General features: G+C 54.2%; 28 protein-coding genes. 14 read left to right on the top strand and 14 right to left on the bottom strand.

Annotated features, from left to right (window positions below):
* The first annotated feature begins 216 nt into the window (after nucleotides 1-216).
* From FVB43_RS03065 to FVB43_RS03055, 3 genes are all read left to right on the top strand, one after another.
* Complete coding sequence (locus FVB43_RS03065) at nucleotides 217-774, top strand: fasciclin domain-containing protein (RefSeq protein WP_133842277.1); 558 nt, start codon at nucleotides 217-219, stop codon at nucleotides 772-774.
* 126 nt (nucleotides 775-900) lie between these two features.
* Nucleotides 901-1,446 (top strand): RNA polymerase sigma factor, encoded by a 546-nt coding sequence (locus FVB43_RS03060; RefSeq protein WP_133842278.1) that lies wholly within the window; start codon nucleotides 901-903, stop codon nucleotides 1,444-1,446.
* Nucleotides 1,443-2,102 carry an anti-sigma factor gene (locus FVB43_RS03055; RefSeq protein WP_167863369.1) on the top strand — a complete coding sequence of 220 codons (660 nt, stop codon included), beginning with the start codon at nucleotides 1,443-1,445 and terminating at the stop codon, nucleotides 2,100-2,102. Before FVB43_RS03060 ends, FVB43_RS03055 begins: the two co-directional genes overlap by 4 nt.
* Here the strand turns inward: FVB43_RS03055 and FVB43_RS03050 are convergent.
* Nucleotides 2,089-3,000, bottom strand: coding sequence for a LysR substrate-binding domain-containing protein (locus FVB43_RS03050; protein WP_133842280.1), 912 nt, complete (start codon nucleotides 2,998-3,000; stop codon nucleotides 2,089-2,091). The genes FVB43_RS03055 and FVB43_RS03050 overlap by 14 nt on opposite strands.
* A 104-nt stretch (nucleotides 3,001-3,104) precedes the next feature.
* Here FVB43_RS03050 and FVB43_RS03045 point away from each other — a divergent pair, with 104 nt between their 5' ends.
* From FVB43_RS03045 to hofC, 6 genes are all read left to right on the top strand, one after another.
* The gene (locus FVB43_RS03045; protein ID WP_159336889.1) at nucleotides 3,105-3,425 is read left to right on the top strand and encodes a carboxymuconolactone decarboxylase family protein; all 321 of its coding nucleotides are present in this window, start codon (nucleotides 3,105-3,107) and stop codon (nucleotides 3,423-3,425) included.
* A 5-nt stretch (nucleotides 3,426-3,430) separates the two neighbouring features.
* Nucleotides 3,431-3,829, top strand: a complete 399-nt coding sequence (locus FVB43_RS03040) for a tautomerase family protein (protein WP_133842282.1) — start codon at nucleotides 3,431-3,433, stop codon at nucleotides 3,827-3,829.
* Nucleotides 3,830-3,909: 80 nt separating this feature from the next.
* Entirely contained in the window at nucleotides 3,910-4,800 is an 891-nt protein-coding gene (gene nadC / locus FVB43_RS03035) for a carboxylating nicotinate-nucleotide diphosphorylase (protein WP_133842283.1), read from the top strand.
* A gap of 242 nt (nucleotides 4,801-5,042) precedes the next feature.
* The gene (gene ppdD, locus FVB43_RS03030; RefSeq protein ID WP_133842284.1) at nucleotides 5,043-5,486 is read left to right on the top strand and encodes a prepilin peptidase-dependent pilin; all 444 of its coding nucleotides are present in this window, start codon (nucleotides 5,043-5,045) and stop codon (nucleotides 5,484-5,486) included.
* The gene (gspE, locus tag FVB43_RS03025; RefSeq protein ID WP_159336887.1) at nucleotides 5,483-6,880 is read left to right on the top strand and encodes a type II secretion system protein GspE; all 1,398 of its coding nucleotides are present in this window, start codon (nucleotides 5,483-5,485) and stop codon (nucleotides 6,878-6,880) included. The genes ppdD and gspE overlap by 4 nt, the downstream gene beginning before the upstream one ends.
* Nucleotides 6,873-8,072, top strand: coding sequence for a protein transport protein HofC (hofC, locus tag FVB43_RS03020; RefSeq protein ID WP_167863368.1), 1,200 nt, complete (start codon nucleotides 6,873-6,875; stop codon nucleotides 8,070-8,072). The genes gspE and hofC overlap by 8 nt, the downstream gene beginning before the upstream one ends.
* A 54-nt stretch (nucleotides 8,073-8,126) precedes the next feature.
* On the opposite strand, the gene FVB43_RS03015 is transcribed toward hofC, so the two are convergent.
* Nucleotides 8,127-9,167: a GMP reductase gene (locus tag FVB43_RS03015; protein WP_133842287.1), complete on the bottom strand. Its 1,041-nt coding sequence runs from the start codon at nucleotides 9,165-9,167 to the stop codon at nucleotides 8,127-8,129.
* 249 nt (nucleotides 9,168-9,416) lie between these two features.
* On the opposite strand from FVB43_RS03015, the gene coaE reads away from it, so the two are divergent.
* The 3 genes from coaE to yacG are packed head-to-tail and all read left to right on the top strand — an operon-like array spanning nucleotide 9,417 to nucleotide 10,990.
* Nucleotides 9,417-10,028 (top strand): dephospho-CoA kinase, encoded by a 612-nt coding sequence (gene coaE / locus FVB43_RS03010; RefSeq protein WP_133842288.1) that lies wholly within the window; start codon nucleotides 9,417-9,419, stop codon nucleotides 10,026-10,028.
* A gap of 4 nt (nucleotides 10,029-10,032) precedes the next feature.
* Complete coding sequence (zapD, locus tag FVB43_RS03005; protein WP_167863367.1) at nucleotides 10,033-10,776, top strand: cell division protein ZapD; 744 nt, start codon at nucleotides 10,033-10,035, stop codon at nucleotides 10,774-10,776.
* A gap of 10 nt (nucleotides 10,777-10,786) precedes the next feature.
* On the top strand, nucleotides 10,787-10,990 hold the full coding sequence (gene yacG, locus FVB43_RS03000; RefSeq protein ID WP_133842290.1) for a DNA gyrase inhibitor YacG: 204 nt from the start codon (nucleotides 10,787-10,789) through the stop codon (nucleotides 10,988-10,990).
* Between the two features lie 3 nt (nucleotides 10,991-10,993).
* Here yacG and mutT read toward each other — a convergent pair whose 3' ends face one another.
* A complete protein-coding gene (gene mutT, locus FVB43_RS02995; RefSeq protein ID WP_133842291.1) occupies nucleotides 10,994-11,383 on the bottom strand; it encodes an 8-oxo-dGTP diphosphatase MutT in 390 nt (129 codons plus the stop codon).
* 208 nt (nucleotides 11,384-11,591) lie between these two features.
* Here mutT and FVB43_RS02990 point away from each other — a divergent pair, with 208 nt between their 5' ends.
* Nucleotides 11,592-12,383 carry a prepilin peptidase gene (locus FVB43_RS02990; protein WP_133842292.1) on the top strand — a complete coding sequence of 264 codons (792 nt, stop codon included), beginning with the start codon at nucleotides 11,592-11,594 and terminating at the stop codon, nucleotides 12,381-12,383.
* A gap of 49 nt (nucleotides 12,384-12,432) precedes the next feature.
* On the opposite strand, the gene secA is transcribed toward FVB43_RS02990, so the two are convergent.
* Entirely contained in the window at nucleotides 12,433-15,138 is a 2,706-nt protein-coding gene (secA, locus tag FVB43_RS02985; RefSeq protein WP_167863366.1) for a preprotein translocase subunit SecA, read from the bottom strand.
* A gap of 78 nt (nucleotides 15,139-15,216) precedes the next feature.
* Nucleotides 15,217-15,717 (bottom strand): secA translation cis-regulator SecM, encoded by a 501-nt coding sequence (gene secM, locus FVB43_RS02980; protein ID WP_159336885.1) that lies wholly within the window; start codon nucleotides 15,715-15,717, stop codon nucleotides 15,217-15,219.
* 21 nt (nucleotides 15,718-15,738) lie between these two features.
* Here secM and FVB43_RS02975 point away from each other — a divergent pair, with 21 nt between their 5' ends.
* On the top strand, nucleotides 15,739-16,254 hold the full coding sequence (locus FVB43_RS02975) for a DUF721 domain-containing protein (RefSeq protein WP_133842295.1): 516 nt from the start codon (nucleotides 15,739-15,741) through the stop codon (nucleotides 16,252-16,254).
* An 8-nt stretch (nucleotides 16,255-16,262) separates the two neighbouring features.
* Here the strand turns inward: FVB43_RS02975 and lpxC are convergent, their stop codons facing one another.
* The 9 genes from lpxC to murD all read right to left on the bottom strand — a co-directional run bounded on the left by lpxC (nucleotide 16,263) and on the right by murD (nucleotide 26,709).
* Nucleotides 16,263-17,180, bottom strand: a complete 918-nt coding sequence (gene lpxC / locus FVB43_RS02970; RefSeq protein ID WP_133842296.1) for a UDP-3-O-acyl-N-acetylglucosamine deacetylase — start codon at nucleotides 17,178-17,180, stop codon at nucleotides 16,263-16,265.
* A gap of 103 nt (nucleotides 17,181-17,283) precedes the next feature.
* Nucleotides 17,284-18,438: a cell division protein FtsZ gene (gene ftsZ / locus FVB43_RS02965; protein WP_133842297.1), complete on the bottom strand. Its 1,155-nt coding sequence runs from the start codon at nucleotides 18,436-18,438 to the stop codon at nucleotides 17,284-17,286.
* Nucleotides 18,439-18,540: 102 nt separating this feature from the next.
* Nucleotides 18,541-19,797, bottom strand: a complete 1,257-nt coding sequence (gene ftsA / locus FVB43_RS02960) for a cell division protein FtsA (protein ID WP_048914885.1) — start codon at nucleotides 19,795-19,797, stop codon at nucleotides 18,541-18,543.
* Nucleotides 19,794-20,651: a cell division protein FtsQ gene (ftsQ, locus tag FVB43_RS02955; RefSeq protein WP_167863365.1), complete on the bottom strand. Its 858-nt coding sequence runs from the start codon at nucleotides 20,649-20,651 to the stop codon at nucleotides 19,794-19,796. The genes ftsA and ftsQ overlap by 4 nt, the downstream gene beginning before the upstream one ends.
* 1 nt (nucleotide 20,652) lies before the next feature.
* Nucleotides 20,653-21,573 (bottom strand): D-alanine--D-alanine ligase, encoded by a 921-nt coding sequence (locus FVB43_RS02950; RefSeq protein ID WP_133842299.1) that lies wholly within the window; start codon nucleotides 21,571-21,573, stop codon nucleotides 20,653-20,655.
* Entirely contained in the window at nucleotides 21,566-23,041 is a 1,476-nt protein-coding gene (gene murC / locus FVB43_RS02945; RefSeq protein ID WP_133842300.1) for a UDP-N-acetylmuramate--L-alanine ligase, read from the bottom strand. The genes FVB43_RS02950 and murC overlap by 8 nt, the downstream gene beginning before the upstream one ends.
* Before the next feature lie 81 nt (nucleotides 23,042-23,122).
* Nucleotides 23,123-24,181, bottom strand: coding sequence for an undecaprenyldiphospho-muramoylpentapeptide beta-N-acetylglucosaminyltransferase (gene murG, locus FVB43_RS02940; protein ID WP_133842301.1), 1,059 nt, complete (start codon nucleotides 24,179-24,181; stop codon nucleotides 23,123-23,125).
* Nucleotides 24,182-24,184: 3 nt separating this feature from the next.
* On the bottom strand, nucleotides 24,185-25,393 hold the full coding sequence (gene ftsW, locus FVB43_RS02935) for a cell division protein FtsW (protein ID WP_133842302.1): 1,209 nt from the start codon (nucleotides 25,391-25,393) through the stop codon (nucleotides 24,185-24,187).
* The gene (murD, locus tag FVB43_RS02930; RefSeq protein ID WP_167863364.1) at nucleotides 25,393-26,709 is read right to left on the bottom strand and encodes a UDP-N-acetylmuramoyl-L-alanine--D-glutamate ligase; all 1,317 of its coding nucleotides are present in this window, start codon (nucleotides 26,707-26,709) and stop codon (nucleotides 25,393-25,395) included. The genes ftsW and murD overlap by 1 nt, the downstream gene beginning before the upstream one ends.
* Nucleotide 26,710 lies beyond the last annotated feature (1 nt).

The raw sequence follows: 26,710 nt of genomic DNA, 5'->3' as shown, positions 1-26,710 counted from the left end.
TCAGCTTAATCAAACTTATCTGTCGGCCTTTTTACTGTGGCAAAAAATATTTTCATCTTTTTGCATCCGATTTCCACTCTCAACCGTAGATAGATATAACCAGCATAGTTGGGGTTACAGCAGGCCAGCATCCGATGATGCTCATGCCGTTGCCGCTTCAAACATGACGGGACTATGTAAGGCAAAAATGCCTTCTCTTACCCAAAGGAATTCATCATGAAAACGTTCATCCGTACCGCTCTGTGTCTCTCAGTGTTGTTCAGTGCCGCATCAATGGCTGAGATGTCCAAGAATACCGTGATGGTGGGTGGGGCCGCTATGCTCCCTTCCCATAATATCGTTGAGAATGCCCTGAACTCGAAAGATCACACCACGCTGGTCGCTGCTGTAAAAGCGGCAGGCCTCGCGGATACACTGCAAGGCCCTGGCCCCTTCACCGTCTTCGCCCCCACCAATGCCGCTTTCGCCAAGCTGCCCGCTGGCACGGTGGATAACCTGTTGAAGCCGGAAAACAAAGCAACGCTGACCAGCGTGCTGACCTACCATGTGGTGGCCGGAAAGTATGATATGAAGACGCTGGTGAAAAAAATCAAACAAGGCAACGGCAGCACTGAGCTGAAAACCGTGAATGGCGCCCCGTTGTGGCTGATGATGAATGGCCCACACAATATTCAGGTAAAAGATGATAAAGGCAATGTTGCCAATATCAGCACCTATGACGTGCAACAAAAAAATGGCGTGATTGATGTAATTGATACGGTACTGATGCCTTAATCCATCGTGTGCCAACACCAAGGGAAAAATTAAATATACCCGCTGATGTAAAAATAAAGGGTATATAATTGGTGCAGCAGGTTTTTTTCATACTCCTTCTGCACCTCTTTTTTTTCAGGACGTTTCATGACGGACGACGTAACAGATAGCCAGATTTTGTTAATGAAGGCCATTGCGGCCGGCGATAAACGGGCTTTTGAAGCGACCTACCACCGTTATTCACCCTACCTTTTTGCCATCGCATTGCGGATGTTACGCCGACGCGACTGGGCAGAAGAGGTTCTGCACGACAGTTTCCTTACTGTCTGGCAGCGTGCTGGCAGCTTCGACCCGGCGCTCAGTGCCCCCAAGACCTGGCTCACCAATATTGTGCGCAATCGCGCTATTGATTATCTGCGCCTGCAGGACAACCGCGTTGAAGAACTGGAAGAGGATGACACCCTTTTCGATGTTGACCGTTCACCAGCAGAGTTACCTTCAGGCTCGGAGTCGCGCAGGCTGGCAGACTGTATGACGCAGTTGACGTCTGAACAGCGGCAAAGCATCACGCTGGCGTATTACCAGGGGCTGTCGCACAGTGAAATTGCCCTGCACCTGGAGCAGCCTGCCGGAACCATTAAAAGCTGGATCCGCCGTGCATTAACTCAACTAAAAGAGTGTGTGGGCATATGAAAAGCAGACGCGATTTTGACTCAGCACTGGCCGCAGAATATGCCCTTGGCACCCTGCGTGGTGCAGCACGCCAGCGTTTTTCCCGTCGCCTGACGCAGGAACCTGAGCTGGCGGCAGAAGTCAGCCGTTGGCAGAATTCACTCTCTGAACTGGATCAGCGGGTTACGCCTGTTATCCCGCCGGAAGCGGTGTGGCAACGCATCGCCCGTGGGCTTCCTGCCGATAAAATGCGTAAGAGCAGTGTGCGCTGGCCATGGCTCGGCTGGGCGCTGGCCGCCTCGTTTGCCGGGGCATTGCTGTATAACCAGTTTACTGTGCCTCCGGCACCGCAGACCGTGGCGGTCCTTAACGGTGACAGCCAGCAAGGATCCTGGGTGGTCAGCCTCAGCCCGGATAAAACGCAGCTCACAGTCCAGGCCATCAATGCCTCTGCCGTGCAGTCCGATCGCAGCTTGCAGCTGTGGCTGATCCCGCCAGGGGAAAAACCGCAATCGCTTGGGCTGATTGATCATTCAGCTCTTCAGCAGGTGGCCGTGAAGGAAATTCAGCTGGCCAGCCTGCCAACGCTTGCTATCAGTCTTGAACCGCGCGGTGGCTCCCCAACCGGGCAGCCGACCGGCCCCGTACTGTACAGCGGTAAAGTTATCCCGCTGTAGCGAGGCTGGCCTGCGGCAACACCGGGGCCAGCTGCGCAAGCAGTATTTCGCGTAAACGAGCGGCGGCAGGAGGTAAAATCTCCTGCCCTAGATGCAGCACCAGGCCTAAATCGGCCACTTGCGGCAACAGCGGATGCTGCAGTCGCTGTAGTCCGACTGGCAGGCCAAACCCGCTACGTAGCGTCACGCCCAACCCGGCGGCAGCGGCGGCCCAGATGCCACTCAGACTCCGGCTGGTAAATGCCACCCGCCACGGAATTGCAGCATGGTCCAGTGCATCAATAGCACGGGTCCGCATCACACAAGGTGCATCAAACAGCAGCAGCGGTAAAACATCACCTTGTTCCATCCATTGCGTAAACGGCGACTCATCACATCCTATCCAGCACAGCGGTGCAGCGGGTAGTGGCTGCATAAAACGTGAGGTTTCCTCACCCTGCCAGCACAGTGCCAGATCCAGCTCTCCCTGACGAATCCCCTGAAGTAGTTCGCTGTTACGCCCGATGCGCGCGGAGATCTGTATCAGAGGGTGTGCCCGAGAAAACTGCCCCAGCAGCGCTGGCAGCAACGTCTCGCCAAAATCTTCCTGTAACCCAATGCGCACGTTGCCAGCAATATCCCGCCCGGACAATGCGCTAAACGCTTCATCATTGAGCGCCAGCAGGCGCCGCCCGTAAGCCATCAGTAACTCTCCATCATCGGTGAGCATCAGGCGTCGCCCGCTTTTCTGCAACAGGAGTAACCCCGTTTGCTGTTCCAGTTTTTTAAGCTGTGCGCTGACGGCAGATGTCGAGCGGTTCAGGCGATCGGCCGCCTGCGCAAAACTTCCCAGTTCAATACCGAGAACAAACGTGCGTAACGCATCCAGATCGAAAGTCATACGTTTAAACGGTTGCATTAATCATCCTGTTTTTCGGGATTATTGATACCAATCTATGCGATTTTATAAACTATTTTCGCGTTCTATGCTGCTGACTTCTTCCTCACTACAGGAACAGCAACATGACCACCCCTCTTGACCGTCACAGCCTGGCCAGCGTCGCGCCCACGCTGGCAGCGATAACTGAGCAGACACTGTTCGGCACGATCTGGCAGAGACCCGAACTGAGTAAGCGCGAGCGCAGCCTGATCACGGTGGCGGCGTTAATCGCCCTCGGCCGAGACCAGCAGTTACCCTGGCACCTGGATTTTGCCCGGCAACATGGCCTGAGTAACGCCGAACTGGCCGAAGTGATGACGCACCTGGCGTTCTACTGCGGCTGGCCCGCTGCCGTCTCAGCCCTCGGCCATTTAACCCAGCCCGGTCATCAACCTCAGGAGTAACCGACATGCCTTTCAGCCGTATTGCCCTGCCCGCAGGCACAACGCCTGTTTTCCGTCAGGCGTTGTCTGAGATTCTGCACCGCACCCTGGTGGACTTCTTCGACGTCCCCACCGACGACTGTTTTCAGCTACTGGATGAATATGCGCCAGGCCAGCGCGTGTTCCCGCGCCACTATCTTGGCGGCCCACGCTCGGAGGGATTTATCTGGTTCCATATCACTGCCGGCCGGCCCCGCTCGACACAGCAAAAACATCAGTTCTATCATCATCTGGCACACCGATTGGCCTCTGAACTGTCGGTGCGCCCGGAGGATGTGATGGTCACCCTGAGCTTTACGCAGCCAGAGGACTGGTCTTTTGCCAGCGGTAACGCCTTTCACTGGCCGGTGGAGAATGACGGATGATCACGTGGCGCTGGCTGGTATGGGTGCAGTAAACGCGCTAGCATGTCAGCCTCTGTTATCCGACCTTTCGGAGTTTGATCATGACCTCCCGCCGTTACGATCCGGACAGCCGCCGAGCTGAATTGATGGGCCGTATTGAAGATGATATTCCCCCTGGCGTTGCCCAGGCGCTGCGTGAAGATCTGGGCGGGGAAATCGATCCCTGTAAAGACATCACCGCCAGCCTGCTGTCTGCCGACACCCTGTCTCATGCGGTAGTCATCACGCGTGAACCCGGTGTTTTTTGTGGTAAACGCTGGGTAGAAGAGGTGTTTATCCAGTTGGGCGACAACGCGCAAGTGACCTGGCACGTTGAAGATGGTGATGCGATCACCGCCGATCAAATCCTGTTTGAAGTCACCGGCCCGGCGCCGTTGATCCTCACGGCTGAACGCACCGCGCTGAACTTTGTGCAGACGCTCTCGGGCGTGGCGACAGAAGTCAGCCGCTATGTTGCCCTGCTGGAAGGCACACGCACACAGTTGCTCGACACGCGTAAAACCCTGCCGGGGCTGCGCACTGCGCTGAAGTATGCCGTTCTGTGCGGCGGTGGAGCGAACCATCGCCTGGGTTTGTCCGATGCGTTTCTGATCAAAGAGAACCACATTATTGCCTGCGGCTCGATTGCCAAGGCGGTCGAGAAAGCCTCCTGGCTGCGCCCTGATGTACCGGTAGAAGTGGAAGTTGAATCGCTGGACGAGCTGGAACAGGCGTTGCAGGCCGGTGCTGACATCGTGATGCTGGACAACTTTACCGTTGAACAGATGCGTGCAGCCGTCACGTTGAGCGATGGCCGTGCACTGCTGGAAGTGTCGGGTAATGTGACGGATAAAACCCTGCGGACCTTTGCCGAAACTGGCGTGGACTATATTTCCGTAGGTGCTCTGACCAAACATGTGCGTGCCCTCGACCTGTCGATGCGCTTTCGCTAAAAGGTAACGACGCTTAAGAGATATCGCGTCAGACAATGTCCTCGTTGTACCCCAGGCCAGCCATACATGCTGGCCTTTTTTCTGCCTGCGTTTCGGTTTTGCGAGATGGCTTCCTGGTTACCCGCAACTCTCTGTAACGCCCAAAACTCTTTACGTCCCTCCTCTGAAAGCTGCCGTTTGCCGCTGGCTGACCGCACATCCCGGGTTTATGTTGCCAGCCTCAATACACAAGGAGGTTTACCATGAACTACCAAGAGGGCTTTACCCTGATCGAACTGATGATTGTCATCGCGATTATTGCCATTCTCAGCGCCATCGGCCTGCCCGCTTACCAGGGCTATCTGCAAAAAGCCGCACTCACCGATATGCTGCAAACGGCGATGCCGTATAAAACCGCCGTAGAGCTGTGCGCCATTGAACGCGGTAGCAGTGGAAACTGTAGCGCGGGGAGTAACGGGGTTCCGGCTGAACGGACCTCACGCTATGTTTCGGCACTGACCACCAATGCAGGAGTCATCACGCTTACCGGCCAGGAGAGCCTCAAAGGGCTGAGTGTGAAACTGAGCCCCCAGTGGAATAGCAATGATGGCCAGTTAAGCTGGCAGCGCAGTTGTAGCAGCACCAATAGCGGACTGAAGGACGCCTGTCAGGATGTATTCCGTTTTGATGAGGATGAGACGCCATGACAGTAGAGACACAGCGGGCGCTGGAGGCTATCTGCCACCGTTACCAAGCCGTAATTATTGAATGCAATCCGCAACGGCTTCACATTGCGCTGGCAGACTCACCCAGTCATGAAATGATGACTGAATTACGCTTCGCTACGCATAGCGCAATTAATGTCGAATGCTGGCCACAGGCAAGGCTGGAGCAGTTTTCCCGACAGACAATGACAACAGCCGCGCAAGAACCTGCCCCGGAAGAGCATAGCGGTACAGCGGTAGAAAAAGTGGATTATCTGCTGGCCCAGGCACTGCAAAAACGTGCCTCTGACCTGCATATCGAACCACAGGAAAATGGGTTACGTCTGCGCTTGCGCGTCGATGGCGTCATGCAACTGCTGCCGGCAACAGGCTGTGAAAATAGCGCAGCACTCATCGCACGACTTAAAATTCTTGCGGGCCTCGATATTGCGGAACGCCGCGTCCCACAGGACGGGCAGTTTTCACTGGCGCTGAACAATACGACGGAATCATTTCGCCTGTCGACGCTGCCCACCCGCTTTGGTGAAAAGGCGGTGGTGCGCCTGTTGCAAAGCGATACGCGGGCAATTGCACTGGAGAATATCGGTATGCCTGGCCCGCTTCTCAAGCGCTACCGTGATGCATTATCCCGCCCTCAGGGAATGATTCTGGTCACCGGCCCCACTGGAAGTGGAAAAACGTTCACGCTTTACAGTGGCCTCAGTTGGCTAAATGTCGCCACACGTAATCTTTGCAGCGTGGAAGATCCGGTGGAGATCCCCCTGGCAGGCGTGAACCAAACCCAGATTCATGCCCGATCCGGGCTCGATTTTCATCGCGTATTACGCGCCCTGCTGCGCCAGGATCCCGATGTCATTATGATCGGTGAGATCCGCGATGGAGAAACCGCTGAGATCGCCGTTAAAGCCGCTCAAACTGGACATCTGGTGCTATCGACTCTGCATACTAACTCCACCACTGAAACGCTGGTACGTTTGGGGCAAATGGGGGTGCCAGGCTATCTGCTGGCCTCTGCGCTCAAACTGGTGATTGCTCAACGTCTGGTTCGCAGGCTGTGCAAACACTGCCGCCAGCCCGCAGAAGCAACGGCCCATTTTCCGCCTCATATCTGGCCGGGTACCGTGCAGAACTGGCGTGCGGTGGGTTGTGAACACTGTTTTTCTGGTTTCTATGGGCGTCTGCCACTGTTTGAGCTACTACCCATCACTGCGCGGCTGCAAAATGCGCTGGCAAAATCGGCACGCCCGGAAGAGCTGGCAGATATTGCACGTCAACAAGGACTGAACTCACTGTTTGTTGAGGGGCTTCACTGCGTGAATCGTGGCGATACCACTCTGGAAGAGTTAACCCGTGTAGCGGGTGGTAGTGATGAATAAACGAACACTTTTCCGCTGGCAGTCGATTGACGACGACGGGCAGTTACATCAGGGAAGCAGTTTTGCCACCAGCGCCGGGCAGATTATTGAGGATCTTGCGGCTGTTCATCAGCTCCCGTTAAAGATCGCCCGTGGCCGCAGCTATGCTCCGCGTCACTGGCAGTGGCAACAGAAGAACGCATTTGTCCGCCAGTTGGCAACGTTACTGAAAGCGGGAATTCCCCTGACGGGCAGTTTACAGCTGCTGGGCGAAGATCACCCTGAACCCGGCTGGCAGGCGCTGTTGTTGCGGCTTCAGCAGAGCATTTCCGCCGGAGAACCTTTCTCGCAGGCGCTGGCTGCATGGCCGGATGTTTTCCCACCGCTGTTTCCGGCACTGGTGCACATTGGCGAACTGACAGGGGAGCTGGATGAGTGCTGCCAGCAACTGGCAAGCCAGCAAGAACGGCAGCAACAGCTACAGCTGAAAGTGAAAAAAGCACTACGCTATCCACTCTTTATTCTGGCGGTCGCCCTGCTGGTCAGCATCGGTATGCTGGTATTTGTGTTACCGGAGTTCGTCGAAATTTACCACACCTTCAACGCGCCACTCCCCGCCTTTACCTCCGCGGTCATTGCATTTTCTAAGCTACTACAGCAACAGGCACTGATATTTATGGTGTTTATTGTGAGTATCGGTGTTTTTTGGAACGTTCAGCGCAGGACATCCCAAGCCTGGCAGCGGCGAGAACAGCGTCTGTTACTCAGATTGCCGCTGATTGCCACGCTGTATCAGGGCAGTCTGTTGACCCAGATATTTACCACGCTCTCCATGACTCAGCGTGCCGGGCTGACTCTGCTGCAAAGCCTTCAGGCGGTTGAGAAAACGCTTTCGCCCCTACTCTGGCGTGAGGCCATCATGCAGTTACAGCAACATATCGCTGCCGGTAATCCGCTGCATCAGGCGCTGAAGTCGCATACGTTGTTCACCCCACTGTGTTATCAGTTGGTCAAGGTGGGCGAAGAGTCAGGGTCACTGGATACGTTACTGGAAAGACTGGCAAGCTGGCATGAACAACAGACCCATCAGTTGGCAGACCAGTTGGCCGCCGCACTAGAGCCATTAATGATGGTGGTCATTGGGGGAATTGTGGGCACGCTGGTGGTGGCGATGTATCTGCCCGTGTTCCGGTTAGGGGATGCGCTCGGCTAAAAACCATGTCCCCGCCCGGTTGGGCGGGAGCACTTGTGGCGTTAAAGGCTATTCTTATCGGTTAAAAATGCGGTTTTCCTGCTCATTAACACGAATAAACGTCGTGCGCTTGGTCAGTTCTTTCAAGCGCTCAGCGCCCACATAAGTACAAGCTGAACGCAGGCCGCCGAGAATATCGCGTGCGGTAAACTCAACAGGCCCACGAAGCGGCAATTTAACGGTTTTTCCTTCAGCTGCACGGTATTGCGCAACACCGCCTACATGACGCTTCATGGCCGACTCTGAACTCATGCCGTAGAACAGCATAAACTGTTCGCCGTTCTCTTCGACCAGCGTCCCTTCACATTCATCATGGGCCGCCAGCATACCGCCAAGCATGACAAAATCGGCTCCGCCACCGAAAGCTTTTGCAACATCGCCAGGCACCGAACAACCACCATCACTCACGATTTGGCCGCCCAATCCATGCGCCGCATCGGCACACTCAATAACGGCAGACAGCTGCGGGTAGCCAACCCCCGTTTTCACTCGGGTAGTACAAACAGAACCCGGGCCGATACCGACTTTCACAATATCTGCCCCGGAAAGGATCAGTTCCTCGACCATTTCGCCCGTCACGACGTTGCCGGCGCAGATGGTTTTCCCCGGACAGGCTTCGCGTGCCCGCCGCAGGAAAGCCACAAAGTGCTCAGAGTAGCCATTAGCCACATCGATACAGATAAAATTGAGTGCCGGTGATAACGCCAGGATTTGTTGTAACTTCAGGAAATCTGCCTCAGACGTGCCGGTCGACACCATGACATGCTGAAGCACCGCAGGCGTGGAACGCTCAACAAATGCCCGCCACTGCTCAACGCTGTAATGCTTATGCACTGCGGTGAGGATATCGAATGAGGCCAGTGCTTGTGCCATGCTGAAAGTACCGACGGTATCCATATTCGCGGCAATGATCGGTACGCCTGACCAGGCAATACCTGAATGCTTGAAGGTAAACTGACGCTCCAGCTCAACCTGAGAACGGCTTTGCAGCGTTGAACGCTTTGGCCGGATAAGAACATCTTTGAAGCCTAACTTAATATCTTCTTCGATACGCATAACAGATTTCCTGGTTGATGGCGTTGGTGCAATAACGCACTCTGCGGGCAACACTTTTGGTCATAAGCAAATTGCCCGCTCCAGTGACGCTATCATACGCGCTAAAAACGCGCCGACAAGACTGCGAAATTTGATTTATTTAGGCTACAATTCGAGAAATTTACCTGTGAATTTGTCTTGTGATCTGTGCCTCAAATTTGCCTTCAACGCGCAAATTCCAGTACGACAAGGCAGAGAGAATCAAGACCTATGCGCTATACCGTAGCGCTGACCGGTGGTATCGGCAGCGGAAAAAGTACCATTGCGAATGCCTTTGCCTCACTGGGCGTTGATATTGTCGATGCGGATATTATCGCACGTCAGGTGGTGGAAAAGGGCCAGCCCGCGCTAGCCGCTATTCACGCCCGATTTGGCGACGATGTGCTGCACCCGGATGGCTCGTTAAACCGGCCGGCATTACGCCAGAAAATTTTCAGCTCTCCAGCGGAAAAACGCTGGATTGATAATTTGTTACATCCTCTTATCCATGCAGAAACCCGACAGCAGCTAGCATTAACCCAGTCACTATGGTGTCTGTGGGTGGTTCCTCTACTGGTGGAGAATAATTTGCAGCATCTGGCTGACCGGGTACTGGTGGTCGATGTAGACCGTGAAACGCAACTGGCCCGGACCATGAGCCGTGATAACATTAGCCGTGAACAGGCTGAGAATATTCTTGCTGCACAGGCAACACGCGAAGCGCGTCTGGCAGTAGCGGATGATATTATTGATAACTGCGGGTCGCTTGAGACGGTGACAGCGCACGTTGCCGAACTCAACCAGCGTTATCTGGCGCTGGCTGCGACACGCTATCGGGATTAACAGTATGAGTACAATGGTTCTATTTGAGCACCCTCTGAATGAGAAAATGCGCACCTGGCTGCGTATCGAATTTTTACTAAAACAGCTGACTGCCAGCCAGAAAATCACCGACCATTTGGGTGCCCTGACCTTTTTCCGTAATGCTGCCGAACTCCTGGACGTCTTTGAGCGCGGCGAGCTTCGTACAGATATCCTGAAAGAACTTGAACGTCAGCAGCAGAAACTGCTGGGCTGGGCGGAAGTGCCTGGCGTAGATATGGCGCGTATTAACTCACTGCGCAGCGATCTTAAAAGTTTCGGTGCTACGTTGATGTCCGCCCCCCGCATGGGCCAGATTTTACGCGAAGAACGGCTGATAGCCCTGGTGCGTCAGCGCCTGAGCATTCCAGGAGGCTGCTGTAGCTTTGATCTGCCTACGCTACATATCTGGCTTCATATTGAACAGCACCTGCGTGACCAGCAGGTGACCACCTGGATGGCATCGCTCGTACCGATACAACAGGCGCTGACAATGATCCTCGATCTGATTCGCCAGTCAGGGATATTCCGTAATCACACCAGCCTGAATGGTTTCTTCCAGGATAATGCGGAAGGAGCTGACCTGTTGCGTATGCAACTCCGGTTGGATGATGCGTTATATCCTCAGATTTCTGGCCATAAAAGCCGTTATGCCATCCGTTTTCTGCCACTGGACAGCGAACGTGGTGAAGTTCCTGCCCGCTTCGATTTCGAGCTGGCCTGTTGTTAAGGTAAGTGTAATGAATGATGTAACCGTAGTGAACTGCCCGACCTGTAGTAAACAGGTTATCTGGGATGAACTCAGTACCTGGAGGCCATTCTGCAGCAAGCGCTGTCAGTTAATTGACCTGGGTGAATGGGCCGCTGAAGAGAAACGTATTCCCAGCAGCGGTGACCAGACTGACAGCGATGACTGGAGTGAGCAGCCATTTGATCGCGATTAATGATTAAGCGCTGGCTTTCAGTCGCGCAACAATCTCAACGTTTGCGGGGGGGAATGCCTCCGCATCCAGTTCGCTCTGCCTGACCCAGCGCTGTGGCTGCCCTTCACGCCCCCACGGCTCGCCATTCCAGCGATCGACAATGAAAAAGTGCAGCGTAACGCGCAAATCGTCATAGGTGTGATCGACAGTATCGTACGCCGTGGCATTCACCACCTCGATGCCGGTTTCCTCCAGCAACTCACGTTTCAGCGCCTGTTCGGGGCTTTCACCCTCTTCCATTTTCCCCCCAGGAAACTCCCAGCGGTTGGCCATATAGGAGTCTGCGGAGCGTTGCGCTAAAAAAATTTCTCCATCTTTACGAATAATGCCAACGGCCACTTGCAGGTGCTTCATGTTTTCCTCACTTCACTGGCTGACTTATTTTTCCCGCCACTATTCCAGCGTTGCCCCCCAATGACAAGTTGTTATGCGGGTAAGATCGGAAAGATCGAGCCTCGCCGCATGGCTGAAATGTAACATGGTGCAAATGCATTCAGCCCTGCCTTCACCCGGTATCCGGCGCTATAGTGCGCAGCATCATGGATGAGAGAGGGAGAAAATAATGCTGCAATTTGCGACGGAATCAGTATGGATTTACTGGGCATTGCTGGTGATGTCTGGACTGTGTGCAGGCAGTCTGCTGAATGTGGTGGTTTTCAGGCTTCCGCTGATGATACAGCGAAACGACCCTCACCGGTTCAACCTGGGATTTCCACGCTCTTATTGCCCACACTGTCAGATAACACTGACGATGGGCGATAACATTCCTCTGTTTAGCTGGCTGTGGCTGCGCGGGCGCTGTAGAGGATGCCAGGAAACCATTTCCTGGCGTTACCCCGCCATCGAAAGTCTGTCACTGCTGATCACATTACTGGTCGCCTGCCTCCTGCCTGCAGGACTGCTGCTGTTGGCCGCTCTGCTGCTGAGTTGGCTATTACTGGCGCTGGCGATCATCGACAGTATGCATTTTTTATTACCGGACAGCCTGACGCTTGCTTTGTTATGGGTAGGTCTGCTGTGCCATCTTGCCGGAGTGATGCCATCAGTGTCTCTGGAACAGGGGATTGCCGGCGCCGTGCTAGGTTATGGGTTATTTTGGCTACTCGCGTGGTGTTATCAGATCGTGCGTGGTGAAGAGGGTCTGGGAAGGGGGGATGCGAAATTACTGGCTGCCGGAGGGGCATGGTTGGGCTGGCAAACCCTTCCGCCATTACTACTACTGGCTTCATCTCTGGGTATCACTGTTTTCATGCTGGCGCGTCTGGTGGTTAAGCGCTCACTGTCGGCACGACTGCCCTTTGGCCCGGCGCTGGCAGCGGCGATCTGGATACTGTTCCTTTGGCAAAACACATAAAAAAAGGGCCGGAAAATTTCCGGCCCCTGGTGTTATCGTTCGCGGCTGACTACGCCAGGCGACCGTGACACTGCTTGTATTTTTTACCTGAGCCGCACGGGCACAGGTCATTGCGCCCCACTTTGCGTTCGCCGGTCTGTTCAGACAGAGACTGTGCCGCTTCGGTATCGGCATCCACATGGCTTAACTGCTGTTGCTGTGCCAGGCGCTCAGATTCCAGGCGACGCTGTTCTTCCATCTGTTCAACTTCTTCCGGCATACGCACCTGAACCTTGCTCAGGGTGCTGATCACTTCATACTTCAGTGATTCCAGCATTGCCGCAAACATTGCGAAGGACTCACGCTTATATTCCTGCTTCGGATCTTTCTGCGCGTAGCCGCGCAGATGGATGCCCTGACGCAGGTAGTCCATTGCTGCCAGGTGTTCTTTCCACAGGGAATCCAGCGTTTGCAGCATCACGCCTTTCTCGAAGTTGCGCATCATTTCAACGCCAACCACTTCTTCTTTACGCTGATACTGTTCTTTCGCCTGCTCCATGATGCGGTCACGCAACGTCTCTTCATGCAACTCTGGCTCTTTATCCAGCCATTCCTGAATCGGCAGATTGAGGTCGAAATCGTTGCTCAGGCGCTCCTGCAAACCAGCAACATCCCACATCTCTTCCAGAGACTGCGGCGGTATGTAGCTATCAATGGTGCTTTTAAACACATCCTCACGAATGCTGGCAATGGTTTCTGACACGTCAGACACATCAAGCAGTTCATTACGCTGTGTATAGATAGCACGGCGCTGATCGCTGGCAACGTCATCGTATTCCAGCAGCTGCTTACGGATATCGAAGTTACGGCTTTCTACTTTACGCTGAGCGTTGGCAATGGCTTTGGTCACCCATGGGTGCTCAATCGCTTCGCCAGGCTTCATACCCAGTTTACGCATCATATTGGTGACGCGGTCTGAGGCGAAGATACGCATCAGGGCATCTTCCATTGACAGGTAGAAGCGGGAAGAACCCTGGTCACCCTGACGGCCTGAACGGCCGCGCAGCTGGTTATCAATACGGCGTGATTCATGACGCTCAGTACCGATGATATGCAGACCGCCGGAGGCCAGCACAGCATCATGGCGAATTTTCCACGCGCTTTTGATTGCCTCAATTTGTTCAGCCGTTGGTTCTTCGATGGCAGCAATCTCTGACTGCCAGCTACCGCCCAGCACGATGTCAGTACCACGACCCGCCATGTTGGTTGCAATGGTAACCGCTGCTGGCTGGCCCGCCTGAGAGACGATATCCGCTTCGCGTGCGTGGAACTTGGCGTTCAGCACTTCGTGCTTGATGCCCGCTTTGGTCAGCTCATTAGACACCACTTCCGATTTCTCAATCGAAATGGTCCCGACCAGCACTGGCTGGCCGTTAGCGGTGCGCTCGCGGATGTCTTCGATGATCGCGCCGATCTTCTCCATTTCAGTCATATAGACCAGATCCGGCAGATCCTTACGAACCATTGGGCGGTTGGTTGGCACCACAATGGTATCCAGCTTGTAGATAGAGCTGAACTCAAACGCTTCAGTGTCGGCAGTACCGGTCATTCCGGCCAGTTTGTTATACAGACGGAAATAGTTCTGGAAGGTAATTGAAGCCAGCGTCTGGTTTTCGTTCTGGATTTCCACGCCTTCTTTAGCTTCAACGGCCTGATGCAAACCATCAGACCAGCGACGGCCCTGCATGGTACGGCCGGTGTGTTCATCGACGATGATCACTTCGCCATCTTTAACGATGTAGTCAACGTCACGGGTAAACAGCACGTGGGCGCGCAGTGCAGCGGTCACGTGGTGCATCATCATGATGTTACCTGGCGAGTAGAGAGACTCTCCCTCAGCCATAATCCCTTCACTGACCATCAATTCTTCAACGGCCACCAGGCCGCGTTCGGTCAGGTGAACCTGACGCGATTTTTCATCAACAGAGAAATGGCCTTCCCCCTGGAAGCTGTCAGAATCTTCTTTTTCCTGACGGATCAGGTTAGGAATGATTTTATTGACCTTGATATACAGCTCAGAGCTGTCTTCAGCAGGGCCGGAGATAATCAACGGTGTACGTGCTTCATCAATCAGGATGGAGTCAACTTCATCCACCAGCGCATAGTTCAGCTTACGCTGTACACGGTCTTCCGGGCTGAATGCCATGTTGTCGCGCAGGTAGTCAAAACCGTATTCGTTGTTAGTGCCGTAGGTAATATCAGCAGCATAAGCGGCACGTTTTGCTGGAGCGGGCATACCTGGCAAGTTGATGCCGATGCTCAGACCGAGGAACTCAAACAGAGGACGGTTGTTTTCCGCATCACGCTGGGCAAGGTAGTCGTTGACGGTCACCACGTGAACACCCTTACCGCTCAACGCGTTAAGGTAGGCTGGCAGCGTTGCGGTCAGGGTTTTACCTTCACCGGTACGCATTTCCGCGATGCAGCGATCGTTCAGCACCATACCGCCAAGCAGCTGTACGTCGAAGTGACGCATGGCAAACACACGCTTACTGGCTTCACGTACGGTTGCAAAGGCTTCAGGGATCAGGCTATCCAGCTCTTCGCCTTTTTCCAGACGCGCACGGAACTCGACGGTTTTCGCTTTCAGCTCGTCGTCAGACAGCTTCTCGAAATCCGGTTCCATCTTGTTGATCTGTTCTACAGATTTACGCATACGGCGCAGTGTACGGTCGTTGCTGCTACCAAAAACTTTGGTTAATAATTTGATTAACATAATAAATAATTTCTCTCAGCCATCATTGTTCATGATGGGCACTTAACGTTTGATTTTAAACAGACTGTTTTTTATGAATTAAGAGATGAGAACGGGTCCGGCACGAATGCCCTGAACCTGAGCCAGCCAGAGGCCGGTTTGATGACGGGGTGCAGCTTCGACCTGACGTTGGGCTGTATAGCGAATAATGACCGGCGGTTTGGCTTCGTGAGTCAGCAGCGCGTTGAGCGTATCCAGCAGCGCCAGTTTATGCGCTTCGTGGGGCTGTTCGGCAACCGCTGCGGGTGACACCGATGGTGTCAGCGTAAACGACAGATGGCGGATGACCGTGCGGATAGCATGCTGATGCCAGTAGTCTACGCTGAATGATGGGCGTCGAGCACTTTCGAGCAATGCCAGGCTGTCAAAGCGTGCGGCGGTGCCAATATTCAGGCTTCGTGACGAGGTTTCTGCTAAGGTAGTACGCTCGTGCGCTGACGCTTGAGGCAGCCCAAGACTCGCCGCGACCATCCCCAAAAGGAGATGCGGCCAGAAATAGCGTCTGCCAAATTGTCGCCAACGATTAAGAATACCGATCACTGTGTTCCGCCGGAGCTTGCTATGCGAGATAGTCGCCCACAATCAATTGAAAGTTTTTTCGATATGGCCCAGGACCAGAGCGTGCTGCAAAACGTGCAGCAACGTGCCATTGCCCTGAACAAATTGAATCGCGCAGTGCAGGGTGTCATCCCCGCTCAACTGCATCCCTGGTGCCGTGTGGCAAACTTCCGTCAGGGGATTCTGGTCATCGAAACGGCTAATGCCAGCTGGTTGATGCGCTTACGCTATGAACAATCCAGTCTGCTGTCAGCTTTACGTGCGCAAATATTACCATCATTGACGTCAATCGACATCAGGATAAATCCTTCGCTGGCGGCAAAAGGTCAGGAATCTGTACAAGAAAGAAGCAATCAGGCAAAGGACGCAGAAAAACCGCCGTTACGACAGATTAGTGAGCACAGTGCAGAAATGTTGCGAAGTGTCGCGAGCCAGAGCCCGGAAAAACTGAAGAGAATATTAGAACGACTGGCCTCGCTGGCCGGAGAGGGTACCAGCTCAACCAGTCGTAATAAGTAAGTTCAGGCTTACGCCAGAACCAGATTTGGTGCCTTGAATTTCACCGGGAGTGCAGCTTCGTCTTCAAACGTTGCCCATTCCCAGGCTTCCTGTTTCGCCAGAACAGCCTGTAACAGCTTGTTGTTTAGCGCATGGCCAGACTTGAATGCGGTAAACGCACCAATAATGTTATGGCCACACATGTACAGGTCACCGATCGCATCCAGCATTTTGTGACGGACGAATTCGTCTTCAAAGCGCAGACCATCTTCGTTCAATACGCGGTAATCATCCACCACGATTGCACAGTCAAAACTGCCGCCAAGGCACAGGCCACGGGACTGTAATGCTTCGATGTCGCGCATAAAGCCAAACGTACGAGCACGGCTGATCTGACGCGCAAAGGCTTCTGCAGAGAAGTCCATGCGGTAGCGCTGTGAACTGGAGTCAATTGCCGGGTGGTTAAAATCAATGGTGAAATCCAGTGAGAAACCGTTGTGCGGCGAAAGCTCAGCCCACTTGTCGCCATCTTCAACCCGGACAGGCTGCTTGATGCGAACAAATTTCTTGGCGCTGTTCAGTTCTTCAATACCCGCGTCCATCAGCAGATAGATAAAGGGTGCGGCGCTGCCATCCATAATAGGAATTTCAGGCGCGTTCACTTCCACCACGATATTATCAATGCCAAGTCCCGCAAGGGCTGCATTCAGATGTTCGACCGTTGAAATACGTACGTCATGCTCATTAACCAGGCAAGTACAGAGCATGGTATCACGCACGGATTTGGCATCAGCCGGGAAATCAACCGGTGGATTCAAGTCAGTGCGACGATAGATGACCCCGGTATTAGCCGGCGCAGGGCGTAACGTCAGCGTGACTTTCTTGCCGGTGTGTAAACCGACGCCAGTCGTCTGAACAATACGTTTTAATGTCCGTTGTTTGATCATCGTATTATCTCGCAAAAATTAGTCATCCGACCGTCAGTTTACTTCACTGACGGGCAAACACTTTAACACAAAGAGCGAAGAATCCCAATTTCTCAGGTTATTCTTAGTCTGCCTGCTTACGCAGGAAGGCCGGAATATCCAGATAATCAGGCTCTTTGTTCGTCTGTGCCCCCGGATCATTAACCACTTTCGCAGCAGGTTTTTGTTCCTGCGGCAGCGGGGCCATTCCGTGCTGCTGATAACGGTTGTCCATCAGCGGCTGAGTCGGCTGTTTGCTGGTCACCAGGGTAATTTCTGGACGTTTGTCCATGCCGATACCGGTTGCCACCACGGTGACGCGCAGTTCGTCATTCATTTCTGGATCGAGCGATGTACCGATAACAACGGTGGCATTATCAGAAGCGAAAGCACGGATAGTGTTACCCACGGTTTCGAACTCATCCAGACGCAGGTCAAAGCCTGCAGTGATGTTAACCAGCACACCACGTGCGCCTGACAGGTCGATATCTTCCAGCAGTGGGCTTGAGATCGCCATTTCAGCGGCTTCTTCAGCACGGTCTTCGCCACACGCCACGCCTGAACCCATCATCGCGTAGCCCATTTCGGACATCACGGTGCGCACGTCAGCAAAGTCGACGTTCATCAGGCCCGGACGGGTAATCAGTTCTGCGATACCCTGCACTGCACCTTTCAGCACGTCGTTAGCCGCACCGAATGCGTCCAGCAGAGAGATACCACGACCCAGTACTTTCAGCAGCTTGTCGTTTGGAATGGTGATCAGTGAGTCGACGTGCTTCGACAGCTCGGCAATCCCCTGCTCGGCAAACGCCATGCGCTTCTTCCCTTCAAAATTGAAGGGTTTAGTCACTACAGCAACGGTCAGAATGCCGAGTTCTTTAGCCACTTCCGCCACAACCGGCGCAGCACCTGTACCGGTACCACCACCCATACCTGCGGCGATGAACACCATGTCTGCACCTTCCAGTGCCTGACGCAGTGCTTCACGATCTTCTTCTGCAGAGTTACGGCCCACTTCCGGGTTTGCACCCGCACCCAGGCCTTTAGTAATGCCATTACCAATCTGAATGGTCTGGCCTACTGCCGTTTTGCGCAGTGCCTGTGCATCGGTATTTACCGCGAAGAACTCAACGCCTTCAATACGCTCACGCACCATATGCTCAACAGCGTTACCGCCGCCGCCGCCGACGCCGATGACTTTAATCACCGCGTCGTTGGTTAATTCCATAGGTTCAAACATAATTTCTCTCCGTTATGTGCCTGTTCGCCTGGAGATCACCAATAAGTCTATACCTGCAACGTAAAAATTGCTTAGGTACAGCATGATCCCCTTTGGTAAAAATTAAAACTCTTTTCTCAGCCAGCTGTTGATTTTCTTGAACCAATTACCCACTGAGGCTCTTTTTTCTACTTCTGCCTCACCGTTAAGGTGAGATTCTTTTCCGTAGTGCAGTAAGCCAACCGCTGTTGAGTAGTACGGCTCCTGCGCGTAATCCGTTAATCCCGTGATATTCAACGGCTGTCCGATGCGCACCTGCGTGTGGAATACACGCTGGGCGCAAGCCGCCAATCCTTCAATCTGTGCTGCGCCACCCGTCAGTACGATACCGGCCGCGAGGTGATGTTTAACGCCCTGCTGGCGTAACTGCTCCTGCAATTGCAGGATTTCGTCGTTCACCAGATTCAGCAGCTCGGTGTAACGCGGTTCAATAACCTCTGCCAGCGTCTGACGTTGCAGGCTGCGTGGAGGACGGCCACCCACACTGGGGACTTCCACATTTTCGTCTTTGCCGACAATGGAACCCAGTGCACAGCCGTGGCGAACTTTAATCGCTTCAGCATCTGTCGGCGGCGTGCCGAAGGCGTAGGCGATATCGCTGGTGACCACGTTACCCGCGTACGGGATCACTTTGGTATGGCGCAGCGCGCCACCGGTATACACAGCGATATCCATTGTGCCGCCACCCACGTCAACCACGCAGACGCCCAGCTCGCGTTCATCTTCAGTCAATACGGCAAAGCTGGAGGCCAGCCCGGCGAAAATTAACTGATCCACTTTCAGGCCACAGCGTTCTACCGCTTTGACGATGTTCTTCGCCATATCATTGTGACAGGTGATCAGATGCACTTTCGCCTGCATGCGCACCCCGGATAATCCGACCGGGTTTTTGATCCCTTCCTGATAGTCGATCGCATATTCTTGCGGAATAACATGGAGGATGCGGTGTTCATCACGAACACGGACGGATTTTGCGGTGTGTACCACATTCTCCACATCTTCCTGTGTCACTTCCTCTTCGGAAATAGGAACCATCCCTATTTCGTTCTGACAACTGATATGTTTGCCCGATAATGCAAGGTAAACAGACGAAATCTGGCAATCAGCCATCAGTTCGGCTTGGTCGATAGCACGCTGAACGCATTTGACTACCGATTCCAGGTCATTGACCCCACCTTTATCCATCCCACGAGACGGGCAGCTGCCCACCCCGATAATATTCACCATGCCATCAGGCAGAACTTCCCCTACCAGGGCGGCCACCTTCGCGGTGCCTATCTCGAGTCCAACTACCAGTTTTCTGTCCGTCGACTTGATCATTGTTGTTTAGCCTGTGCCTGTGCCTGAGTTTGTTGCTGTTGCTGATTACTGTCAGCGGCCACGATAGGTGCTGGTGCCCATCCTACTGCTGCGCCAGAGTCGTAACGCAGATCAACGTAGGTAATAAGCTTGTTATCCAACTGGGCCTGCTGTTGCAGGGTGGGGTATAACTCGATAAAGCGTTGCAGCCGCTTCATGTCTTCGTTTCGCCCCAGCTCAAGCCGGATATCATTCTCTAGCACCAACTGCCATGAACGCCGTGCGGTCATGGATGCCGCTTTCAATTTCAATTTACTGGCCGCCAGAACATCACTCATCTGGTGGAAGCCGGTTAAAACTTCGGACTCGCTGCCTTCAGGGCCATACAACATTGGCATCACTTCTTTGCCGAGATGACTGGCTGGAACGCTAAACGATTTACCCTCTGCATCAACCATATGCACATCATTCCAGCGTGCAACCGGGACATACTCAACCAGATGAATTTTTAATTCGTCCGGCCACTGCTTACGTACGCTCACCTGCTGAATCCACGGCAAGCGTTCAATCTGTTGCTGAATAACATCCACATCCTGCGACATAAATGTGCCGGGTTCACCCAGCGACAAAATCGCCTGGCGGATGTCATCGTTCGTGGTGTAATGCGTCTGACCGGTGACCACCAGCTTCGACAACGGAAGCCTGGAGGCATCGTTCATCCACTTCAACACCACAAAACCGCCAGCCAGCATCACACCCATGACCATCAGCAGGAAAACGATCCCAGCAAGGCGCGAACCGTTGCTGCGCCCGGTACCGGGGCGTGCTTTTTCTTGCGCTTCACGGTTGCGGACATTCAGAGCAGCCTGAGACATATCAGTCGGCCAGTTCCAGAATGCGCGTCACCAGCTGTGAAAAGCTCATGCCAGCCTGTTTGGCCGCCATCGGAACCAGACTGTGGCTGGTCATTCCCGGGGAAGTATTGACTTCGAGCAGATAGAAACGCCCGTCGCCACCCATCATCACATCAACACGGCCCCAGCCGCTGCAACCCAGTGCACGCCATGCCGCGATCACCAGTTCACTTAATTCCGCTTCCTGCTCCGCACTCAGCCCAGATGGGCAGAAGTACTGAGTATCGTCAGAAATGTATTTTGCTTCATAGTCATAGAACTCACTGGCGGTCTGAATACGGATAGAAGGTAAGATTTCTTCACCAATCACGCCCACCGTATACTCCGGCCCGCTAAGAAATGCTTCAACCAGCACTTCATCGTCATGACGGAAAGCTTCATCCAGTGCCGCAGGGAATTGCCAGGCTTCATTCACCCGCGAAATACCTACGCTCGACCCTTCACGGCTCGGTTTAACGAACAGCGGCAGGCCAAGCGCATCGATGCTTGCCAGTTCCTCAGGCGTCAGGCCGTCATCCATCTGTTTACGCGTCAGGGCGACAAACGGCGAAACCGGTAAACCGCACCCCTGCCACAGATACTTACTGCGCAGTTTGTCCATGGTGATTGCGGACGCCATCACACCGCTGCCGGTGTAAGGAATGTTGAGAAATTCCAGCACGCCCTGCAATGTCCCATCTTCACCACCACGACCATGCAGGGCGATAAAGGCTTTATCAAAGCCCTGTTCTTTCAGTTGTAAAACAGGCACATCGCGGATATCTACCGGATGTGCATCAATACCCGCTTCCTGCAAACCTTTCAGTACCGCAGCGCCAGATAACAGCGATACGTCACGTTCTGCGGAGGTTCCACCCAGCAATACCGCTACTTTCTCAGCCATGATGTTCCTCATTAATCGTCTGCAGTTGTAACTTTTGCTCGGACAAGGTGCGGGCAATACGCCCAACGTTACCGGCACCCTGAACCAGAATCAGATCGTTGCCGGACAGTTTTGGCAACAGCATTTCCAATACCGCATCGTGATCAGAGACCAGGATAGGGTCAACCTTGCCACGACCACGAATAGTACGGCACAGGGAGCGACTGTCTGCCCCGGGAATCGGTGACTCACCAGCAGCATAGACATCCAGCATCAATAACACATCAACCTGCGACAAAACATTAGCAAAATCATCATATAAATCGCGGGTACGGGTATAACGGTGCGGCTGGAAGATCATCACCAGATTTTTATCCGGCCATCCTGCACGTGCTGCTTTAATCGTTACGTCCACTTCCGTTGGATGGTGGCCATAATCATCCACCAGCATCGCAGTACCGCTCTGCCCCTTCGCATCCGTCACCGGATACTCACCAAGGAAGTCAAAGCGACGTCCGGTGCCCTGGAAGCTCTCCAGCGCACTGAGGATATCTTCATCCTCAATGTTCTCTTCGGTCGCTACTGCCACTGCAGCCGCTGCATTCAGCGCATTGTGGCGGCCTGGCGCATTGAGCGTAACGTGCATCAGCGGCTTATCATGGCGCACCAGCGTAAAGTGCCCACGTGCACCGCGCTGTTCGTAGTTCTCAACGCGCACATCAGCGTCATCGCTGAAGCCGTAGGTGGTGATCTGGCGGCCAACGCGTGGGATCAAATCGCGGATCACCGCATCATCGACACACAGCACTGCACGCCCGTAAAACGGTAAGTTATGCAGAAAGTTTATAAACGTCTGCTTTAAATTTTCGAAGTCGCCCTGGTAAGTATCCATATGATCGGCTTCGATATTCGTCACAATTGCCACCATCGGCTGCAAATGCAGGAACGATGCATCACTCTCATCGGCTTCTGCAATCAGGTAGCGGCTGCTGCCAAGGCGCGCATGCGTCCCTGCGGCTTTCACCAGCCCACCGTTAACAAACGTCGGGTCGAGGCCGCCTTCAGCGTAAATGCTCGACACCATCGCGGTGGTGGTCGTTTTGCCATGCGTACCCGCAATCGCAATGCCATGACGGAAGCGCATCAGTTCAGCCAGCATTTCCGCACGGCGGATCACCGGGATACGGGCTTCACGTGCGGCCACCACTTCCGGGTTGTCCTGCGATACCGCGGTAGACACCACCACGACGCTGGCATCACTGACGTTTTCCGGGCGATGGTTAAAGTAAATGGTCGCCCCCAGCGCGCTCAGATGCTGCGTCACCGCATTCGGTGCCAGGTCTGACCCACTGATTTCATATCCTTCGTTCGCTAACACTTCGGCAATACCACCCATGCCAGCACCACCGATGCCAACAAAGTGAATGTGCCGGACGCGACGCATCTCGGGCACGATCGAACGCAGTTTTGCCAGTTGCTGTGTATTCATCTCTTACCTGTGTTGCTGCGGGCCAGGCATGCCTGGCCCCTACTATTCTCAATCAGGTCGGGTATGCCCGACCCCTGGAAATTATTTTGCCGCTTTGCTGACTTCAGCTGCGACACGCTCAGTTGCATCCGGGATCGCCACCGCACGCGCTTTTTCAGCCATCTGCAATAACGTTGCACGATCCCAACGAGCCAGAGTGGCAGCCACTATCTCGGCGGTAAATTCCGGCTGCTCATAAATTTTGGCGGCTCCGGCCTGCTCAAGCGGCAGGGCATTCCAGTACTGCTGACGATCTTTGTGCTGGAATGGCACGAAGATCGCCGGTAAGCCTGCTGCCGCCACTTCACTGACGGTCAACGCACCGGAACGACACACCACCACATCGGCCCAGGCATAAGCACTGGCCATATCGTCGATAAATTCCGACACCCGATGTTGCGTCTGGTTCACACGAGCATAATGTTGATTGACCGCGTCGAGCGCGCCCTTACCCACCTGATGCCACAAACTGATGTCATCACCCAGCAACTCTGCCACCTGAGGCATCGTCTGGTTGAGCACGCGCGCGCCCTGACTGCCGCCAATGACCAGTATACGGGTTGGGCCTTCGCGTCCGGCTAAACGTACCGCCGGTAACGGCAGAGCCAGTACATCGGTCCGCACCGGGTTACCCACCACTTCCGCTTTGGGAAACGCGCCGGGAAAGGCTTGCATTACGGTGGTCGCAATCTTTGCCAGCCATTTGTTGGTTAATCCGGCAATCCCGTTCTGTTCGTGCAGCACCACCGGAATCCCACAGCTCCATGCCGCAAGGCCACCTGGACCGGACACATAACCGCCCATACCCAACACAACATCGGGCTTCCAGGCTTTCATAATTGCCCGCGCCTGGCGCCAGGCATTGAAGATACGCAATGGCGCAGCCAGCAACGCTTTAATCCCTTTGCCACGCAGTCCACTAATGCGGATAAAATCAATGTCGATACCATGCTTCGGCACTAAGTCCGCTTCCATCCGGTCAGCGGTACCCAGCCAGCGCACCTGCCAGCCCTGCGCCATCAGATGGTGTGCGACCGCCAGCCCGGGAAAAACATGCCCGCCAGTACCGCCTGCCATCACCATCAGTCGCTTTCCACTCATCGACTACCCTCTGCTAAACGCCTGCGCTTTCGCCAGGCGCGTTTCATAATCTATGCGTAATAAAAATACGATAGCGGTCGACATAATAATCAGACTCGATCCACCGTAACTGATCAGCGGCAACGTCAGACCTTTGGTCGGTAACATGCCCGCTGCGGCCCCAACGTTTACCAACGCCTGGAAGCTAAACCAGACACCGATAGAACACGCCAGAAAGCCCGAAAAACGCTGATCGAGCTCTAAAGCACGACGTCCGATGGACATCGCGCGAAAAGCGACGAAGAATACCATTAACAGGGCTAAAACCACACCGATATAACCCAGTTCTTCACCGATAATCGAGAAGATAAAATCGGTGTGTGCTTCAGGTAAATACTCCAGTTTTTGCACAGAATTACCTAATCCCTGCCCCCAGAATTCGCCTCGGCCAAAGGCCATCAACGATTGGGTTAACTGGTAACCACTGCCAAAGGGATCTTCCCAGGGATTCCAGAAGGAGGTCACACGACGCATTCGGTAAGGTTCAGCAACAATCAGCAAACACACAGCAAAAATGCCGGAGCCGATAATCGCCAGGAATTGCCACAGTTTCGCCCCCGCCAGGAATAACATGGCCAGCGTAGTAACAAACAGCACGACCACCGTGCCAAGGTCAGGCTGGGCCAGCAGTAACACAGCCAGCACCACCATCACACCCATTGGCTTACAGAAGCCCCAGAAGTTATTACGTACTTCTTCTACCTTGCGCACCAGGTAGCTGGCGAGGTAACAGAACAGCGTCAGCTTCGATAATTCTGCAGGCTGAATACGCAGTGGCCCAAGAGCGATCCAGCGCGAAGCCCCGTTGACCGAGCTACCCACCACCAGCACGATCAGCAGCATCAGCACGGAGGCCAGCAGCATGATGTTGCTGTAACGCTGCCAGAAATCCATCGGGATGCGCAGGGTGACCAGCGACATCCCCAGCGCCAGCGCAATGTAGAAGGCATCACGCTTGGCAAAATAAAATGGGTCGTCAGACAAACGCTGCCCTACCGGCATCGACGCGGACGTCACCATCACGAAACCAATAATCGCCAGGCCGAAGGTCAGCCACAGCAGGGTACGGTCATACAACACGATAGAGTTGGTATCGCTTTCACGCGATCCCATCACCCAGGATTTCAGGCGTTCGGAGAGGCCACCGGCCAGGCTCAGACCCGGTACACGCATCAGTTTGCCTCCCGCGCCAGTTGAGCAAAGACGTCACCACGCTGCTCAAAGTTCTTAAACTGGTCCAGGCTGGCGCAGGCGGGAGAGAGCAGCACCAGATCACCCGGCTGAACCTGGTCGGCAATCTGTTGCATCGCTTCAGCCATCGTTTCCTTCTGCACTGAAATCTCCGGACGCAAGGCGGCCAGCGCCGCACCATCACGGCCAAAGCAGTAAGTACGGATACGGTCGCCCTGCAAATAGCGGCTCAGCGAGCTGAAATCCGCCGATTTGCCATCACCGCCCAGCAGCAACCACAACGTTCCCTTCACCTGTAAACCATTCAGCGCAGCTTCTGTGCTGCCGACATTGGTGGCCTTGGAGTCATTAATCCAGCGTACGCCATTGTGTTCATGCACCAGCTGGAAGCGGTGTGGCAGGCCTCCAAAGGTGGTTAATGCTTTCAGGCTGGTGGCTCGCGGCAGGCCCACGGCATCGGCCAGCGCCAGTGCCGCCAGGGCATTGGTATAATTGTGCTGACCGACGAGGTGCATTTCGTCGGTGTTTAAGACTTTCTCGCCTTTCACGCGCAGCCAGACACTGCCCTGCTGGCGATTAAGATGATAATCGCCCACATCAGCACCAAAGCTGACACAGCGTTTATCCGCTCCGCGGACTGGCATGGTCATCGCATCGTCAGCGTTCACCACGCAGACGGCGGCATTTTCATAAATACGTAGCTTAGCGGCGCGATACTGCTGCATTCCCAGCGGATAGCGATCCATATGATCTTCAGTGACGTTGAGGATCGTGGCCGCTGCCGCCCGAAGGCTGACGGTGGTCTCCAGCTGGAAGCTGGAGAGCTCAAGCACATACAGCTGCGCGGGGTTGTCCAGCAGCATCAGCGCTGGCAAACCAATATTGCCGCCGACACCCACCTGCCAGCCAGCCGCTTTCGCCATTTCTCCCACCAGCGTGGTGACGGTGCTTTTCCCATTGGAACCGGTGATAGCCACAATCGGTGCCTGCGCTTCACGGCAGAACAGCTCGATATCGCCAACGATTTCCACCCCCGCATCGGCGGCATCCATCAGCGAAGGATGGCTCAGCGCCATACCCGGGCTGGCAACAATCAGATCGGCACTTTGCAGCCAGTCATCATTTAACGAACCCAACCAGCGCTCGACGTTTTCCGGCAGCTTTTCCAACCCCGGTGGCACGACACGGGTATCCATCACGCGTGGCGTTACGCCGCGTGAGACAAAGAAATCAACACAGGAGAGGCCCGTCAGACCCAACCCGATAATGACCACTTTTTTACCCTGATAGTCAGCCATA

The organism is Erwinia rhapontici (genome assembly GCF_012271765.1).
In the GTDB taxonomy this organism is placed as follows: domain Bacteria; phylum Pseudomonadota; class Gammaproteobacteria; order Enterobacterales; family Enterobacteriaceae; genus Erwinia; species Erwinia rhapontici.
The sequence above is the reverse complement of the archived record's forward strand: the minus strand, read 5'-3'. Positions and strand labels throughout refer to the sequence as shown.

What these genes read in the sequence shown, in the direction of transcription:
- ftsW (WP_133842302.1), bottom strand. Translation starts at nt 25,393, where the DNA reads ATGCGTGTACCGGGTCTGAGCCTGGCCGGTGGCCTCTCCGAACGCCTG.
- FVB43_RS02990 (WP_133842292.1), top strand. Translation starts at nt 11,592, where the DNA reads ATGCTGCAATTTGCGACGGAATCAGTATGGATTTACTGGGCATTGCTG.
- hofC (WP_167863368.1), top strand. Translation starts at nt 6,873, where the DNA reads ATGAATAAACGAACACTTTTCCGCTGGCAGTCGATTGACGACGACGGG.
- nadC (WP_133842283.1), top strand. Translation starts at nt 3,910, where the DNA reads ATGACCTCCCGCCGTTACGATCCGGACAGCCGCCGAGCTGAATTGATG.
- ppdD (WP_133842284.1), top strand. Translation starts at nt 5,043, where the DNA reads ATGAACTACCAAGAGGGCTTTACCCTGATCGAACTGATGATTGTCATC.
- zapD (WP_167863367.1), top strand. Translation starts at nt 10,033, where the DNA reads ATGAGTACAATGGTTCTATTTGAGCACCCTCTGAATGAGAAAATGCGC.
- ftsQ (WP_167863365.1), bottom strand. Translation starts at nt 20,651, where the DNA reads ATGTCTCAGGCTGCTCTGAATGTCCGCAACCGTGAAGCGCAAGAAAAA.
- murC (WP_133842300.1), bottom strand. Translation starts at nt 23,041, where the DNA reads ATGAATACACAGCAACTGGCAAAACTGCGTTCGATCGTGCCCGAGATG.
- secA (WP_167863366.1), bottom strand. Translation starts at nt 15,138, where the DNA reads ATGTTAATCAAATTATTAACCAAAGTTTTTGGTAGCAGCAACGACCGT.
- ftsZ (WP_133842297.1), bottom strand. Translation starts at nt 18,438, where the DNA reads ATGTTTGAACCTATGGAATTAACCAACGACGCGGTGATTAAAGTCATC.
- FVB43_RS03055 (WP_167863369.1), top strand. Translation starts at nt 1,443, where the DNA reads ATGAAAAGCAGACGCGATTTTGACTCAGCACTGGCCGCAGAATATGCC.
- yacG (WP_133842290.1), top strand. Translation starts at nt 10,787, where the DNA reads ATGAATGATGTAACCGTAGTGAACTGCCCGACCTGTAGTAAACAGGTT.
- lpxC (WP_133842296.1), bottom strand. Translation starts at nt 17,180, where the DNA reads ATGATCAAACAACGGACATTAAAACGTATTGTTCAGACGACTGGCGTC.
- murD (WP_167863364.1), bottom strand. Translation starts at nt 26,709, where the DNA reads ATGGCTGACTATCAGGGTAAAAAAGTGGTCATTATCGGGTTGGGTCTG.
- gspE (WP_159336887.1), top strand. Translation starts at nt 5,483, where the DNA reads ATGACAGTAGAGACACAGCGGGCGCTGGAGGCTATCTGCCACCGTTAC.
- coaE (WP_133842288.1), top strand. Translation starts at nt 9,417, where the DNA reads ATGCGCTATACCGTAGCGCTGACCGGTGGTATCGGCAGCGGAAAAAGT.
- FVB43_RS03065 (WP_133842277.1), top strand. Translation starts at nt 217, where the DNA reads ATGAAAACGTTCATCCGTACCGCTCTGTGTCTCTCAGTGTTGTTCAGT.
- murG (WP_133842301.1), bottom strand. Translation starts at nt 24,181, where the DNA reads ATGAGTGGAAAGCGACTGATGGTGATGGCAGGCGGTACTGGCGGGCAT.
- mutT (WP_133842291.1), bottom strand. Translation starts at nt 11,383, where the DNA reads ATGAAGCACCTGCAAGTGGCCGTTGGCATTATTCGTAAAGATGGAGAA.
- FVB43_RS02975 (WP_133842295.1), top strand. Translation starts at nt 15,739, where the DNA reads ATGCGAGATAGTCGCCCACAATCAATTGAAAGTTTTTTCGATATGGCC.
- ftsA (WP_048914885.1), bottom strand. Translation starts at nt 19,797, where the DNA reads ATGATCAAGTCGACGGACAGAAAACTGGTAGTTGGACTCGAGATAGGC.
- FVB43_RS03040 (WP_133842282.1), top strand. Translation starts at nt 3,431, where the DNA reads ATGCCTTTCAGCCGTATTGCCCTGCCCGCAGGCACAACGCCTGTTTTC.
- FVB43_RS03050 (WP_133842280.1), bottom strand. Translation starts at nt 3,000, where the DNA reads ATGCAACCGTTTAAACGTATGACTTTCGATCTGGATGCGTTACGCACG.
- FVB43_RS03060 (WP_133842278.1), top strand. Translation starts at nt 901, where the DNA reads ATGACGGACGACGTAACAGATAGCCAGATTTTGTTAATGAAGGCCATT.
- FVB43_RS02950 (WP_133842299.1), bottom strand. Translation starts at nt 21,573, where the DNA reads ATGGCTGAGAAAGTAGCGGTATTGCTGGGTGGAACCTCCGCAGAACGT.
- FVB43_RS03015 (WP_133842287.1), bottom strand. Translation starts at nt 9,167, where the DNA reads ATGCGTATCGAAGAAGATATTAAGTTAGGCTTCAAAGATGTTCTTATC.
- FVB43_RS03045 (WP_159336889.1), top strand. Translation starts at nt 3,105, where the DNA reads ATGACCACCCCTCTTGACCGTCACAGCCTGGCCAGCGTCGCGCCCACG.